This window comes from Alishewanella tabrizica (assembly GCF_014652375.1).
Classification (GTDB): domain Bacteria; phylum Pseudomonadota; class Gammaproteobacteria; order Enterobacterales; family Alteromonadaceae; genus Alishewanella; species Alishewanella tabrizica.
On record NZ_BMYR01000003.1, the window covers coordinates 213,659 to 229,322 of the forward strand.

Annotated in this window: 12 protein-coding genes; 9 read left to right on the forward strand and 3 right to left on the reverse strand. The window is 44.5% G+C overall.

Going from position 1 to position 15,664, the window contains the following annotated elements; genetic code table 11:
- Nucleotides 1-26: 26 nt before the first annotated feature.
- Nucleotides 27-518: an aldolase/citrate lyase/malate synthase family protein gene (locus tag IE070_RS04995; protein WP_189481095.1), complete on the reverse strand. Its 492-nt coding sequence runs from the start codon at nt 516-518 to the stop codon at nt 27-29.
- Nucleotides 519-735: 217 nt separating this feature from the next.
- Here IE070_RS04995 and IE070_RS05000 point away from each other — a divergent pair, with 217 nt between their 5' ends.
- The 8 genes from IE070_RS05000 to IE070_RS05035 all read left to right on the forward strand — a co-directional run bounded on the left by IE070_RS05000 (nt 736) and on the right by IE070_RS05035 (nt 12,904).
- Nucleotides 736-2,241: a DUF3612 domain-containing protein gene (locus IE070_RS05000; RefSeq protein WP_189481097.1), complete on the forward strand. Its 1,506-nt coding sequence runs from the start codon at nt 736-738 to the stop codon at nt 2,239-2,241.
- Between the two features lie 22 nt (nt 2,242-2,263).
- Nucleotides 2,264-3,349 carry a polyphosphate kinase 2 gene (gene ppk2, locus IE070_RS05005; protein WP_189481098.1) on the forward strand — a complete coding sequence of 362 codons (1,086 nt, stop codon included), beginning with the start codon at nt 2,264-2,266 and terminating at the stop codon, nt 3,347-3,349.
- 158 nt (nt 3,350-3,507) lie between these two features.
- The gene (locus tag IE070_RS05010; RefSeq protein ID WP_189481100.1) at nt 3,508-5,589 is read left to right on the forward strand and encodes a M13 family metallopeptidase; all 2,082 of its coding nucleotides are present in this window, start codon (nt 3,508-3,510) and stop codon (nt 5,587-5,589) included.
- Nucleotides 5,590-5,886: 297 nt separating this feature from the next.
- Nucleotides 5,887-8,484, forward strand: a complete 2,598-nt coding sequence (gene acnB / locus IE070_RS05015) for a bifunctional aconitate hydratase 2/2-methylisocitrate dehydratase (protein WP_189481102.1) — start codon at nt 5,887-5,889, stop codon at nt 8,482-8,484.
- A gap of 123 nt (nt 8,485-8,607) precedes the next feature.
- Entirely contained in the window at nt 8,608-8,985 is a 378-nt protein-coding gene (locus IE070_RS05020) for a YacL family protein (protein ID WP_189481103.1), read from the forward strand.
- 163 nt (nt 8,986-9,148) lie between these two features.
- Entirely contained in the window at nt 9,149-9,487 is a 339-nt protein-coding gene (gene glnK, locus IE070_RS05025; protein ID WP_008609277.1) for a P-II family nitrogen regulator, read from the forward strand.
- A 12-nt stretch (nt 9,488-9,499) separates the two neighbouring features.
- A complete protein-coding gene (gene amtB, locus IE070_RS05030; protein WP_189481105.1) occupies nt 9,500-10,768 on the forward strand; it encodes an ammonium transporter AmtB in 1,269 nt (422 codons plus the stop codon).
- Nucleotides 10,769-11,950: 1,182 nt separating this feature from the next.
- Nucleotides 11,951-12,904 carry a Dyp-type peroxidase gene (locus tag IE070_RS05035; RefSeq protein WP_189481107.1) on the forward strand — a complete coding sequence of 318 codons (954 nt, stop codon included), beginning with the start codon at nt 11,951-11,953 and terminating at the stop codon, nt 12,902-12,904.
- Here IE070_RS05035 and argR read toward each other — a convergent pair.
- Complete coding sequence (argR, locus tag IE070_RS05040) at nt 12,887-13,354, reverse strand: transcriptional regulator ArgR (protein WP_189481109.1); 468 nt, start codon at nt 13,352-13,354, stop codon at nt 12,887-12,889. The two genes, IE070_RS05035 and argR, sit on opposite strands and share 18 nt — an antisense overlap.
- Before the next feature lie 237 nt (nt 13,355-13,591).
- On the opposite strand from argR, the gene mdh reads away from it, so the two are divergent.
- A complete protein-coding gene (mdh, locus tag IE070_RS05045) occupies nt 13,592-14,530 on the forward strand; it encodes a malate dehydrogenase (protein ID WP_189481111.1) in 939 nt (312 codons plus the stop codon).
- A 136-nt stretch (nt 14,531-14,666) separates the two neighbouring features.
- Here mdh and ispB read toward each other — a convergent pair whose 3' ends face one another.
- A complete protein-coding gene (gene ispB / locus IE070_RS05050; protein ID WP_189481114.1) occupies nt 14,667-15,638 on the reverse strand; it encodes an octaprenyl diphosphate synthase in 972 nt (323 codons plus the stop codon).
- Nucleotides 15,639-15,664: the final 26 nt, after the last annotated feature.

Consider the following 15,664-nt stretch of genomic DNA (forward strand, 5'->3'; position numbering starts at 1 on the left):
CAGCATTATGCTGGGCTTTTTCGTCTTTATAATGTAAAAGCGCTACCATCTTTAGCGGTAAAGCTCTTGTCGCCACGGCTACGACAGCTCACCTGACGACCAGTAACTAAACTAAACCAGCTGCATTGCGGCTCGGTAGTTTGTAATTGAATATCATCAATACCTGCTGCATCTCTGCTACCTTGCTCGCCGCCTCGGTTTAAAATTAGCTCAACATGCCTGCCCTGGTTTTGTAACAGCAAGGCTTCAGGCGCTTCGCGATGCCCGGTTAAACCAATAAATTGGCTGGGATCGGCCAAACCACTAGTACTACCATCGGCAAAAAATGCTAACAATTGCTGATAGTAAACGACATAACTGGCCACTGCCTGGTGAGAACCCCGCGCTAGCGGAAAGGTTTTATCTAAAAAGCCTTTTGAGTAATCCATAATTTGTTTTACATGGCTTTCGTTCAGCTGATTAATCATATTAATTTCATGCTGAATCTGCAGTTGTTGTGAATTTGCTAATGTCGTCATTTTCTCTTCCTCATCGGGTAGGGTAATCAATGGCCTCTGATAAGGCTTCTTCCTTTACGCCCTTTGTCTTTCAAAAATCCATTGGGCAAAAAAAGTGTTTTAGTGCATTTCATTTGTCAGATTTCCCGCGATAGCTTTTGCTATTGCTTGAAAACTAGTCTAGATTAAATTTCAGCATAATTTCACAATAAAAATTTTACAGTGTGAATTTTACAAAATGAAAATAAACAAAAGCCTGCTACGTAAATCACATTTTCTTGGTACAAAGATAAGAAATTTGAGAAAACGTAATAATTTAACTATAGAAGACTTATCTACACGCTGTGTTCGCTTAAACCCAGAAGCGGCACCTTCTGTATCGTATTTGTCTATGATTGAACGTGGTAAGCGAGTTCCCAGTGTTGAGATGCTGGAAGTGATTGCCCAAGTATTTCAAAAAGAGCTGGGGTGGTTTTTAGATAGTGAAGCGGAAGAGCAAGATCTAGTATTGCCCAAACAGAGTAAAGGCGGGCTTAACGGCATGCCATTGGAACCCAGTTTTCTATTTAATACCGACATTTTACAAATCGCCATTCCTGAGCTTCTAGCACAAACCGGCACCAGTGGTCGGCAATTTGCACAGTTATTGATTCGCGCACACCAAGAGCATCATCAAAATCACTTTCCTGAGTTAGAGCGTGCCGCTGAAGAGATCGGGTTAAAACGTTTACCATTATCGGTAGACGATTTACTTCAAATTGCCAAACAGCTGGGTTTAACCATTCGCTGGTATGAAGAGGCTCCGCGAGAAATTTTAGATGAGTTAGGCGTGATATCACAAAATATTGGTACTTCCTATTTTACCCCGCCCAAAACGCTATTTTTAAATCATATTTTACAGCAGTGGCCTACGCGACTGAAATATGAATTAGCGGTGCATATTGGCCATGCCGTACTTCATAACAAAGATGGTGTAAAAAGCTCAATGGCGGTAGGCGGCGCCCATGATGATGTGTTTACTGATTATGGGAGCATGGCGCCGCAAGATGTTTTGCATGCTTGGCGTGATTTTGAATCCAGTTTTTTTGCTGGCGCCTTATTGTGCCCAAAGCAAGCGTTTCGGCAATTATTAGAACGACGTGGTTATGAGATTGCCAGTCATTTACAAGCAGAAGTTTCAGCATCCGTTGCGATGCGGCGGATGACAGCAGTATCGCCTTATCCACATTGGCACTATTTTGATGCTTACAGTCCAGGGAAGTTAAAAGCTGTCTATCGAGGGAATGGTATTCCGTTGCCTTGGGGCAATATGCGGCAAGTCACTGATCCTTGTCAACACTGGGCGGTGTTTCGCATGTTTGATGTAAAAGACGTTGGTAGCTCAGCGCAGCTTTCACTGCTAGATGTAAACGGAGAGCCTAGAATTTATTGCTGCGAATCGACCAAGGTTAAAGATTTGGCGGGTAACAATCATGTTCTTTGTGCAGGGATTGATTTAAATCAGGCAATTACAGCACAAGGTATTGATGCCGCTAGCATGGCACAGGAGATGAAAACCCGCTGTATCCAATACGGTGGCGCCGCTACGGTGCCACAGAGTATTCAAAGTACATTAAAGCGGGTCGCCAATATTCTCAATATTAACTGGGTCAGTCGCAGTATGACGAAGCCAGCGCAACTAATTTGTACCAGAGGCGGTCGCTGTCCAAGGGCGCCAAGCTGCTACCAGTGCCCGGAGCAGTAACCACGCTAATGATGGAGTGCATATGAAAAAAGAACAGCCTATTAGTGAGGCTCTTATTCAAGATCCTGAACAAGAGCGTGTTAATGAAAGACTTAATGCCAGCCAAAACGCCAAGGTTGCAGTAGTTGAAAATATTATTGCAGCTCATGCGGCGGGTGATATGCATCAGCTATCGGCACATTTGCTGGCAATGTTGGAGGGTATATCTCCAGATGATTTATCGCAATTAAGTAAAGCCTTGAACAAAGGTGAGCCCGTTCAAACAGAATCTCGTCGTCTTAAATCTGATCAGCTGTTGGCAGTAGATTGGCGGGACGGCGGATATCCTTATAAAAACCGTTTAAGCCGAAAAAGCTATGAGCAGCAGAAATACCATTTGCAAGTAGAGCTGTTGAAAATGCAACGCTGGGTTAAAGAAACCGGACAACGTGTGGTTGTTCTTTTCGAAGGGCGTGATGCCGCCGGCAAGGGCGGGACTATTAAACGTTTTATGGAGCATTTAAATCCGCGTGGTGCCAGAGTGGTCGCTTTGGAAAAGCCCAGCGAAGTAGAAAAAGGTCAATGGTATTTTCAACGTTACGTTGCCCAGTTACCCACTAAAGGTGAAATTTTACTGTTTGATCGCTCTTGGTACAATCGAGCAGGTGTTGAGCGTGTTATGGGATTTTGCTCAGATGAGGAGTATCAATCATTTTTACTGCAAGTGCCTGAATTTGAACGCCATTTGGTACAAAGTGGCATTCATCTAATAAAACTATGGTTCTCCGTTAGCCAAGAAGAGCAACGGCGTCGCTTTACTGAACGAGAAGCACATCCTTTAAAGCAATGGAAATTAAGTCCAGTTGACCTTGCGTCATTAAATAAATGGGATGCTTACACGCAAGCTAAAGAACAGATGTTTGCTTGCACAGACACTGACTATGCCACGTGGACGGTGATTAAATCAGATTGCAAAAAACGGGCTAGATTAAATGCGATGCGCTATGTGCTGCAACAACTGCCTTATCCCAATAAAGATCTTGCCGTAGTAGTTGCACCCGATCCACTATTAGTTGGGCGGGCGAATATTATTTTTGAGCATGGGGAACAGGCAAGTTACTTAGATTAAGTAAATTTACCCTCAAGAATATAGGCATTTGCTGTAACAAGGTATTTAAGTCTTAATACCTTGTTACAACTTTACCTCACAGTGAGTTTGGCAAGGCTCTGTCAAGGGCGTAAGATTGAATAAATAGCTCACATCAACACGTATAATAGGAAATAACAATGAAAAAAATGACCTTGGTGGCGACAGCCGTTGCTATTGCACTGAGCCTCTCGGCCTGTAGCAAGCCTGAGTCTTCTGCTACAACAAACACGGTGGCAGAGCAAGCTGCCCCTACACAGCAAGCAGCACTGGTCTCAGGTGTTGATACGCAGTATTTTGATCAAAGCGTCGCCTTTGGTCAGGACTTTTTCTTAGCCATTAACGGTAAGTGGCTTGCCGACACTGAAATTCCAGCTGATAAAGCAACCTATGGCTCTTTCCACTTGTTAGCCGATCGCTCACAGCAAGCGGTTAAAGATATTATTGATGAAGTGGCCGCCCGTACCGATTTAGTTGCAGGCTCTGATGAGCAAAAGCTGGGTAGTTTTTATAACAGCTTTATGGATGAAGCAACTATTGAGCAAAAGGGCTTGTCGCCTTTAGCCGCGCAGTTAAATGCAATAGTGGCCCTTACCGATAAAGCACAGTTACCTGCTTTATTTGCGAGCTTACAGCGTGATGGTATTGCGATACCCTTTGGTTGGTTTGTTAATAACGATGCTAAAAATTCTACTGAGTATGCCGTTTATTTAAGTCAAGGTGGCTTGGGTTTACCAGACAGAGATTATTACTTTAACGAAGACGACGCGTCGATTGCCATTATCAACGCCTATAAAACCTATTTAACCGATATGTTTACGCTAGCCGGACACGCTGAGCCAGCTGCGGCTGCTGAACGGGTATATAACCTAGAAAAAGCCTTAGCAGAGCATCATTGGACGCGTTTAGATAGCCGTAACGCAGATAAAACCTATAACAAAATGACCACAGCCGAACTCAATACGCTGGTAGGGGATTTTGATTGGACCGCTTTTGCCTCGGGCGTAAAATTAGACAACTTAGCTGATGTTATCGTGCGTCAACCCAGTTATTTTGAAGGCTTGGCGAAAGTGGTTGCGGCAACGGATCTGGTGGCATGGCAGGATTATTTAACCAGCAAAACTATCAACAGTTACGCCGATAAACTAAGCAGTAATTTTGCCGATCGCCGTTTTGCTTTCTACGGCACTACCTTAAGTGGTATTCAAGAACAGCAGCCACGTTGGAAGCGTGCAGTGGATGCTTCAGATCAAGTATTAGGCGAATTAACGGGCAAATTATACGTTGAACGTCATTTCTCGCCAGAAGCAAAAGCGCGGATGGAAGTGTTAGTGGCGAATGTAATCAAAGCCTACGAAGTGTCTATCAACGAGCTGGAATGGATGAGTGCTGAGACGAAAATTGCAGCACAAGAAAAACTGAGCAAGTTTACCCCTAAAATTGGGTATCCTGATAAGTGGAAAGACTACTCAACATTAGAAATTAAAGCCGATGATTTAGTGGGTAATTTTATTCGTGCCAGTCACTGGGGTTACGATGAAATGGTAAGCAAGTTAGGCAAACCCATCGATAAAGGCGAGTGGTTTATGACCCCGCAAACGGTGAACGCCTATTACAATCCTGTAAACAACGAAATCGTGTTCCCTGCAGCGATTTTACAACCGCCGTTCTTTAATATGGCAGCGGATGATGCGGTAAACTACGGCGGTATTGGTGCGGTCATCGGTCACGAGATTGGTCATGGTTTTGATGATCAAGGCGCGAAATACGATGGTAATGGTAATCTGCGTAATTGGTGGACAGAACAAGATAAAGCGCAATTCCAAGCGCGTGGGGCTAAGTTAATTGGCCAGTACAATCGTTTTGAGCCACTTCCAGGTGTTAACGTAAATGGTGCCGTGGCATTAGGCGAAAATATTGGCGACTTAGGCGGTATGACTGTTGCGCTTAAAGCTTATCAATTGTCACTGGCCGGCCAACCAGCGCCAGTATTAGATGGTTTCACCGGTGAGCAACGTTTCTTTATTAGCTGGGCACAAATTTGGCGTACAAAATTCCGCGAAGAAGCTTTACGTCGCCAGTTAAGCACGGGTCCACACTCTCCGGCGCACTACCGGGTTATTGGGGTGTTACCGAATATCCCTGAGTTTTACACCGCTTTTGATATTAAAGAGGGTGATGCCATGTATTTACCGCCTGAACAGCGCGTAAAAATTTGGTAAGCTAAGCAGAGCAGGCAAAGTTAGCCTATTTCTGCTACACTGCGGCTGCAGCGTTAAACGGGATCTGTGTATTTGGCCCGATGACGCGGCAGCTTTTTTATTTGCGTTGGTCAGACCACTATAAATAAAAATATCATGTCTGGCTCTTTGTATTCAGCAAACTTATAACCAGTATAAGTAGGTCAGGTATAACGCTAATAGGCTTTTCACTTGAACTTTCTTATAATTACCTACATTCATTCACCAGAATGACGTTGCAGTGACCAGACTGCAAGCAACGACCTAGAGGACATTACTGTGCTACAAGAATATCGTGAACACGTGGCAGAACGCGCCACCCAGGGTATCCCGGCAAAACCCTTAAATGCTGAGCAAGTTGCTGCCTTAGTTGAGCTGCTGAAAAACCCAACTAAAGGTGAAGAAGAATTTATTTTAGATTTATTGGTTAATCGTGTACCGCCGGGTGTAGACGAAGCTGCCTATGTCAAAGCGGGTTTTTTAACCGCATTAGCCAATGGTGAAGTCACTAGCAGCCTGATTAGCCCGGAATATGCTACCGAATTGTTAGGCACCATGATGGGTGGCTATAACATTCAGCCATTAATCAGCCTGCTAGACCATGAAAAATTAGCGCCAATTGCTGCTAAAGCTCTGTCGCACACTCTGCTGATTTTTGATGCTTTCCATGATGTAACCGAAAAAGCTGATGCCGGTAATGTGTTTGCCAAGCAAGTTGTGCAAAGCTGGGCCGATGCCGAGTGGTTTGAAGCCAAACCTGCGTTAGCGGAAAAAATCACTGTGACGGTATTCAAAGTATCAGGTGAAACCAATACAGACGATTTATCGCCAGCCCCTGATGCATGGTCACGCCCAGATATTCCTCTGCATGCCTTAGCCATGCTGAAAAACAGCCGTGAAGGCATTAACCCAGATCAGCCAGGTACTGTTGGTCCAATTAAGCAGTTAGAAGCCCTGAAAGAAAAAGGTTTCCCACTGGCTTATGTGGGTGACGTAGTGGGTACGGGGTCATCACGTAAATCAGCCACTAACTCTGTGTTGTGGTTTATGGGTGACGATATTCCTTTCGTACCAAACAAACGCGGCGGTGGTTTTGTGTTAGGCGGTAAAATTGCGCCTATCTTCTTCAACACCATGGAAGATTCAGGTGCACTGCCGATTGAAGTCGACGTTAGCAAGCTGGAAATGGGCGATGTGATCGACATTCTGCCGTTCGAAGGCAAAATCGTGCGTCATGGTACAGGCGAAGTGTTAGCCGAATTTACCTTAGCAACTGATGTATTAATTGATGAAGTACGCGCCGGTGGCCGTATTCCATTAATTATCGGCCGTGGTTTAACCGATCGTGCTCGTGAGTTTTTAGGTTTTGGGCATTCAGACAAATTCCGCCGTCCACAAGCCAAAGTTGATTCAGGCAAAGGCTTTACGCTGGCGCAGAAAATGGTTGGTAAGGCCTGTGGCGTTAAAGGTGTGCGTCCAGGTACTTACTGTGAGCCACGCATGACCACCGTAGGTTCACAAGATACTACAGGCCCAATGACGCGTGATGAGTTAAAAGATTTAGCCTGTTTAGGGTTCTCTGCCGATTTAACCATGCAATCTTTCTGTCACACGGCGGCTTATCCTAAGCCAGTAGACGTAGATACCCACCATACGCTACCTGACTTTATTATGAACCGTGGCGGTGTCTCGTTGCGTCCAGGCGATGGTATTATCCATAGCTGGTTAAACCGTATGTTGCTGCCTGATACCGTAGGTACCGGCGGAGACTCACACACCCGTTTCCCCATTGGTATTTCGTTCCCAGCGGGTTCAGGTTTAGTAGCGTTTGCCGCTGCGACGGGCGTTATGCCACTGGATATGCCAGAATCGGTATTAGTGCGCTTTAAAGGCGAGATGCAGCCTGGTATCACGCTACGTGATTTAGTGCATGCAATTCCTTATGTTGCCATTCAAAAAGGGTTGTTAACCGTTGATAAGAAAGGCAAGAAGAACATTTTCTCTGGCCGTATTCTGGAAATTGAAGGTTTACCAAACTTAACGGTTGAGCAAGCATTCGAGTTATCAGATGCGTCGGCAGAACGTTCTGCTGCTGGTTGCTCTATCAAGCTGTCAGAAGCCTCTATTGCCGAGTACTTAGAATCGAATATCGTCATGCTGAAGTGGATGATCGCTGAAGGTTACGGCGATGTACGTACTATTGAGCGTCGTATCAACGCGATGCAGGCGTGGTTAAAAGATCCTAAGTTAATGGAAGCCGATGCGGACGCCGAGTACACCGAGGTTATCGAAATCGATCTGGCTGACATTAAAGAGCCTGTGCTGTGTGCACCTAACGATCCTGATGATGCCCGTTTACTGTCTCAAGTTGCTGGCGACAAAATCGATGAAGTCTTCATCGGTTCTTGTATGACAAATATCGGCCACTTCCGTGCTGCCGGTAAACTGTTAGATAAATACAAAGGCCAGTTGCCAACGCGTTTGTGGATCGCACCACCAACGAAGATGGATCAAGCACAGTTAACCGAAGAAGGCTACTACAGTATTTTCGGTAAAGTGGGCGCGCGCACTGAGATGCCAGGTTGTTCACTTTGTATGGGTAACCAGGCTCGGGTTGCTGAGAACTCAACGGTTGTTTCTACCTCAACCCGTAACTTCCCTAACCGTTTAGGTCAGGGTGCCGATGTTTACTTGGCGTCAGCTGAATTAGCAGCAGTGGCTTCTATTATCGGTAAGTTACCAACGGTTGCAGAGTACATGGAATTTGCTAAGCAAATTGATGCGACAGCTGCGGATACCTATCGTTATTTGAATTTCCACAAGATGCCGCAATACACCAAAAAAGCGGATAATGTGATTATTCAACAAGCGGTTTAAACGCGCGATAATGGTAAAACGCCTGCCTTGTGCAGGCGTTTTTGTTTTAGGCGATGCCGAAGTGTTTAAGCGATCTCGTGCGCCAAAGCAGATGGCTAAACACAATGGATGAGGAGGCAGCGTATGGAGTACGAATTTCTATATGATCGAGATAATCGCCGTTATCGGCTGGCTTTAGCTTCTGAGCAAGCGGCACTGCAGCATTTTCTGATGGATGAATTCGAGCACAATAAAGCCAGTTATCAGCCACTGATCGCTAAGCTAAGTGCGATGACACCTTTTGAGGATTGGCAATATCTGGGGCGGGAGTACAGTTTACTGGTGCAGCAGCAAGAAGTGAGGATATGCCACAATACGTTGTTGTCGACTGAGCACTTTGAATTGCCTGAGCAACTCGCTGATGCCGATTTACAGCTAGACGAACATCTACTTGAAAGCGAATGTGGTCTAGCTGATTTGCTGCTATTAGTGCAAGCCTGGCAAGATTTTTTAGCAACATAAGCTGCACTGACTAAGGGAAAAACGCACTATATTAGTGCGTTTTTTTTCGTCAGCTATTCGTGCTTTTATCTAAGTTATTGATATTTATTGATTAAAAATGTTGGCACAAGGTTTTCTTATATAAATTGGCGATTACAAAAATTACTCGATAAGGAAAACCATCATGAAGCTTGTTTGTGCCATCATCAAGCCGTTCAAACTGGATGATGTTCGTGAAGCCATCGCGGACATTGGGGTAGAAGGTTTAACGGTAACAGAAGTAAAAGGCTTTGGCCGGCAAAAAGGCCACACCGAATTATATCGTGGAGCAGAGTATCAGGTCGATTTCCTTCCTAAAGTGAAACTGGAAATTGCTACGCAAGATGATCAGGTTGAACGTTTGCTCGAAGCGATCCAAAAAGCGGCGTATACCGGCCGTATTGGCGATGGCAAAATTTTTGTTTACGACCTCGAACAGGCCGTCCGGATCCGTACCGGCGAAACCGACGCAGAAGCGATTTAAGGAGCCTTGATTATGCAAGAACAAATTTATCATTTACAGTTTGCCATGGACACCTTCTACTTTTTAATGTGTGGGGTGTTAGTGATGTGGATGGCTGCGGGTTTCTCTATGTTAGAAGCCGGTTTAGTGCGTGCCAAAAATACTACAGAAATTCTGACCAAAAACGTCGCGTTGTATTCAATTGCCTGCATTATGTATTTAGTGTGTGGTTACTATTTTATGTACGACGGTGGTCTCTTCCTGCAAGGTATTGCTGACATTGATGTTGATGCCACTTTAGCTTCGTTTGCAGAACAAAATGATTTTACGGGTGACTCAGTGTACTCGGGAGCATCAGACTTCTTCTTCCAAGTGGTGTTTGTCGCTACAGCCATGTCGATTGTGTCTGGTGCGGTTGCAGAGCGTATGAAGTTATGGGCGTTTTTGGCCTTCGCCGTAGTAATGACCGGCTTTATCTATCCGATGGAAGGTTCATGGACGTGGGGCGGTAAAGACGTATTTGGTTTATACAGCCTTGGCGATTTAGGTTTCTCTGACTTTGCTGGCTCAGGCATTGTACATATGGCGGGTGCAGCAGCGGCGTTAGCGGGTGTTATTTTATTAGGTGCCCGTAAAGGCAAATACACCAAAGACGGTAAAGTCAATGCTATTCCAGGTGCCAACATGCCATTAGCAGCCTTAGGCACTTTAATTTTGTGGATGGGCTGGTTTGGTTTTAACGGCGGCTCTGTATTGAAATTAGGGGATATTGCCAACGCACACAGTGTCGCGGTAGTGTTCTTAAATACCAATGCGGCGGCTGCTGCTGGTGCGGTTGCAGCGTTAATTATGTCGGTTGTGTTATTCCGTAAAGCAGACTTAACGATGGCATTAAACGGCGCTTTAGCAGGTTTAGTGGCTATCACGGCTGAGCCTTCAACACCGACACCATTACAAGCAACTCTGTTTGGTGCTATTGCTGGCGTTATTGTCGTGGCATCAATTTTAGCGCTGGATAAAGTAAAAATTGATGATCCTGTAGGGGCTATTTCGGTACACGGTGTTGTCGGCTTATTCGGCTTATTACTTGTGCCGTTAACGAATAGTGATAGTACCTTTGTAGGGCAAATTATTGGTGCTGCAACAATCTTTATTTGGGTGTTCGGAACAAGCTTTATTGTATGGTATGTGCTGAAGCTAGTGATGGGTATTCGCGTAAGTGAAGAAGCAGAATACGAAGGTGTTGACAGCTCTGAGTGTGGTATTGAAGCCTATCCTGAGTTCGTTGCTTCAGTAAAGTAAGCAGCCTGGAGAGTGTCGGTGGCGCTCTCCGGGAGCCAGTATTGGCGGCCAGTGTTTCTCCGATAACCGCTAGCCAATACTAAACCAGTACCACCAAACGTCTATCCTTGTCCTTTGTCTTATTCTGACGCCCCATAGCCTTGTGTTCTGGGGCTTTTTTTTGGCAACTATTTTAGGTTTCTGTATATTGGCGTTGCGATCTGATGCGCTTACTGCGTAGTGGTGCAGCCGTAAATAAGGGTAGAGCAAGGATGAATGACGGGGATACTCTTTAGCTGTTTTATACGTTACAGGGTTAAAGAAGCGCACATGGCTAATGTTGGAGTACCTAGTTGGAGTGTCTATTTGGAGTAGCGAGTAAAGGGATTATCCTATTCGTATTTATGATACAAAAAGAAAGGAAAAGTAAGGTTTGTAAAAGCATTGGCGGGAAGAAGGTGTTGGCCGCAAACTACGCGGCCATCATGAGAATGCATCATCCATTGCATTTGCCATCCATAGCAGCTATCCATTAAACATAACATCCCGTTATGCGGGCTGTCCTAGCCAGATATCCTTGCTCTTAGCATCATGCTAAGTGATGTATCCCTACTTGCTGCCATCCTTTAGCAAAGCAATAAACATCAATCCTTTTTTCAGTCCTTGATACTGGTTCCATCCAGTGTTCCATTTGATGTTATCCTTAACAAGGTCATCCTGTTAACCTCATAACACTGCCTTGTGTTACTGATTAAAAATGTCGCCATCCGAGGCAATCCTTTAGTGCTCATTCATCCTGCAGAGCCATCTTCGTCATGAAGGTGTCCATAAGCATTCCGTGCTTGTGTTAAATCCTTTTGTACTCCCCACCATCCTGCGGGTTTGCTTATCCATACGTAAGCTGGCATCCTGTCAGCTATCGAGCAACTGTTGTGCTTCGATGGAATAATTATCCGCTATTTTGACGGTTTAGGATCATGTGTCAGCGAAATCTTACCGCTGTCATAAGATTGTAAGATTGAGATATTTAACTTTTATCGTTTATTATCAATTATTTAATTTTAAACTTTATGTTTTGTAATGTGATAAAATACGTTCTGACTACATCATTTGTGCGAGATATCTCACAAACTTATAGGGGATTAAGCTTACATTGAAATAGCGTTATACTAAGTTGTGTTCTTTTTACCAACAAGGAATGGCATGGCACGTGAACAATTAGGTATTTGCGCAGAAGCTAACTTACATGGCAGTTATTTGCTATGCAATGCCTTAGATGGTCAAGAAGCCATGCTGCGACAAAAATTAGCGCGCATACCGCAAATGCTGCAACGGCTTTCGGAGCACTTTTCTGAAGCAATGCTAACCGGTATTGTAGCGGTTAGTAGTCACTATTGGGATCATCTCTATCCTTGGCATCGGCCTGATGGTTTACAAGCGTTTCCGGAAAGTCAGTCTGAATATTTTAGTGTTCAGCACAGTACCGTCGATTTATTAATTCAGGTACGTTCAGATCGATTGGATGTTATTCATATAGTCCTGCAACAAATCTATCAGCTGATTATTCCCAACGTAGAAGTGGTAGAGCACCTTAGCAGTTTTCGATACTTGGACGGGCGCCAACTTACTGGCTTTTTAGATGTTCCTTTCAATCCTCGTGGTCTTCGTCGTCGTCAAGTTGCTTTGGTAGAGGATGCTCGGTCTACCCGGTTTGCGGGTAGTAGCTATTTGCATTTTCACCGTTTAGTGTTGGATCAAAAACATTGGTTACAATTGAACACGACGCAGCAAGAAGAGATTATGGGGTATCGAAAAATTGATGGTAAGGCTATCGCTGGCGACACTATTGATGAATCGAGTCATTATGCCTGTTGTCTGGCAACACAAGGCGGGGAGTATAGTCTGTTACAACAAAATATGCCCTTTGCAACCTTAAAGCAGCAAGGTTCGTTGCAGCTTAGTTTTAGTGCTGACAGTCAAGCCTTTACAAAGCAATGGCAACATCGATTGGGATTAACACAGCCAAGGATCTACGATAGCCTATTAGATTTCTGTCGAATCGATTTGGCTGCTGCCTTTTTTGTGCCTTCTTTAAGTTACATTGAAGCCGCAGCGCGAGGTGAGTTTGCTTCGACTACATCAGACCTTCTCAAATAGTTCGGTTACTTTTTGCAAGGTAAAGTTGATATTTTTTACACTAATGGGCGCGATGAAAATGGTATCGTCACCCGCAATAGTCCCAAGAACACCTTCCGCTTTGCCAACTGAATCCAATAAACGAGCTATTAATTGGGCAGCACCTGGACTGGTACGAATAATGATCATCACATCATTGTGTTCAATATCGAGCACCAGCTGACGCAGTGGACTTTTGGTGGTAGGCACACCTAATTCTGGTGGTAAGGTATACACCATTTCTTGTCGAGCATTACGGGTGCGAACCGCGCCGTATTTGCTGAGCATTCTTGAAACTTTGGACTGGCTTACATTATCGAAGCCTTCATTTTTTAATGCATCTACAATTTCACCTTGTGAACTAAAGCTCTCCGTTTTTAACAGCGCTTTAAACGCGTTGATCAAGGCTTCTTGGCGGCTTTGTTTTGTCATATGTTTTGTTCAAATGGGGAAGATATATCGTGATACTAACAAATTTAACGCAACATTGCAGTGGCTGAGGTAAAATAGCCTGCCGAGAAATAGCGCGGTCTCATGCAAACAATGGTATTGCTGGCAATAACATGAGACAGCGATAGACATAGACTTTAGGCGTAAGATATTTGTATTTTGGGCGCTATTTAAGTATTGTTGGCGCGGTCATTCTGAACTGTAAAATTGGAGAGAATCATGAAAGTTGCCGTATTAGGTGCTGCCGGTGGTATTGGTCAGGCACTGTCTCTGTTATTAAAATTAGATCTACCTGCCGGCACAGACTTAGCCTTATATGATCTGGCTCCTGTTACCCCAGGTGTGGCGGTTGATTTAAGCCATATTCCTACTGCAGTAAAAGTAACAGGTTATGGTAAAGAAGATCTGAACACCGCTTTAGTAGGCGCTGATATTGTTATGATCCCAGCGGGTATGCCGCGTAAGCCAGGTATGGATCGTTCAGACTTATTCAACATTAATGCAGGTGTGGTAAAAACGCTGGCAGAAGCTATTGTTGAACAGTGTCCTAAAGCCTTAGTGGGTATTATTACTAACCCAGTAAATACTACTGTCGCTATTGCTGCCGAAGTATTTAAGAAAGCAGGTACTTACGATGCACGTCGTTTATTCGGTGTGACGACATTAGACGTGATCCGTGCTGAAACATTCGTTGCTGAGTTAAAAGGTAAAAACCCTGCTGCCATTAACGTTCCTGTTATTGGTGGACACAGCGGCACGACTATTCTTCCTTTATTATCGCAAGTGGCTGATGTTAGCTTTACAGATGAAGAAGTTGCGGCGTTAACTGTACGTATCCAAAATGCCGGTACAGAAGTGGTTGAAGCTAAAGCGGGTGGCGGATCAGCAACGCTATCAATGGGTCAAGCAGCTGCACGTTTCTGTATATCGTTAGTGAAAGGTTTACAAGGCGAAGCGGTCACAGAATATGCCTACGTTGAAGGTGCTGGCGAATACGCCCGTTTCTTCGCTCAGCCATTGGTGCTTGGTAAAAATGGTGTCGAAAAATTACTGCCTATCGGTAGCTTAAGTGCGTTTGAAGAAAAAGCTATGCACGATATGCTTGCTACGCTGAAAGCGGATATCACCTTGGGTGAAGAGTTCGTTAATAAGCAGTAATTGCTCTGTGCTATACACTAAAAAGGCGCTTGATAGCGCCTTTTTTATTAACGTTCTATGTTTTTTAGAGCGCTTTTTGACACAAGAGAATGTAAGCAAAAAGCGCACTAGTGCCATAAAAGCGCGTGTTTATCTTTTAATGGCTTCTGGAAACTGCGATATCGGCTAGTGCGAATAAAGCGGCCTTAAACTCAGATTCAGGTAACAACAAGAGCGCCTGCTGTGCTTTAAATGCTTCTTGCTGAGCCATTTGTCGGGTATAGCTAAAGGCGCCTGTTTCATGTAGCGCGGTCATAATCTCGGACAGATGCTGCATGCCATTGCCTTCTGTAATGGCTTCACGTATTAATTGTTGCTGAGCCGCATTACCATGTTTGAGGGCATGAATTAACGGCAGCGTGGGCTTACCTTCAGCCAAATCATCGCCGATATTTTTACCCAGTTCGCTGGCGTCTGCTTGATAATCTAAAACATCATCAATTAACTGAAATGCGGTGCCTAAGTGCATACCATAGGCTTTCATAGCCTCTTCTACTTCGGTGCTTTGACCAGAGATAACGGCAGCTAATTGAGTAGCGGCTTCAAACAATTTAGCGGTTTTGCAGTAAATAACCTGCATATAACTTTGTTCGGTCGTCTCTGGATCATTCACATTCATTAGTTGTAGCACTTCGCCTTCAGCAATAATATTAGTGGCGTCAGCAAGGACTTGCATAACCCGCATATTGTTGAGGGAGACCATCATCTGAAAAGAGCGGCTGTATAAAAAGTCACCCACAAGCACGCTTGCTTGATTGCCAAACAGCGCATTAGCAGTTTCTTTACCACGACGCAAAGTTGATTCATCAACCACATCATCATGCAATAACGTTGAGGTATGAATAAACTCCACAATGGCGGCAATACTAATATGTTGGTCGCCTTGATAGCCCAAGGCTCGCGCAGCAAGTACGGCGAGTAAGGGGCGCAAACGTTTGCCACCACTATTCACAATGTAAATGCCTAATTGATTAATTAAGGCAACGTCGGAGTTAAGCTGCGAAAAAATATGCTGGTTTACGACCGTCATATCGGCTTCTGAAAGCCGTTGTATTTCATCAAGCGTCATCTGCTTATAACTGCTTAAGTGTTTGA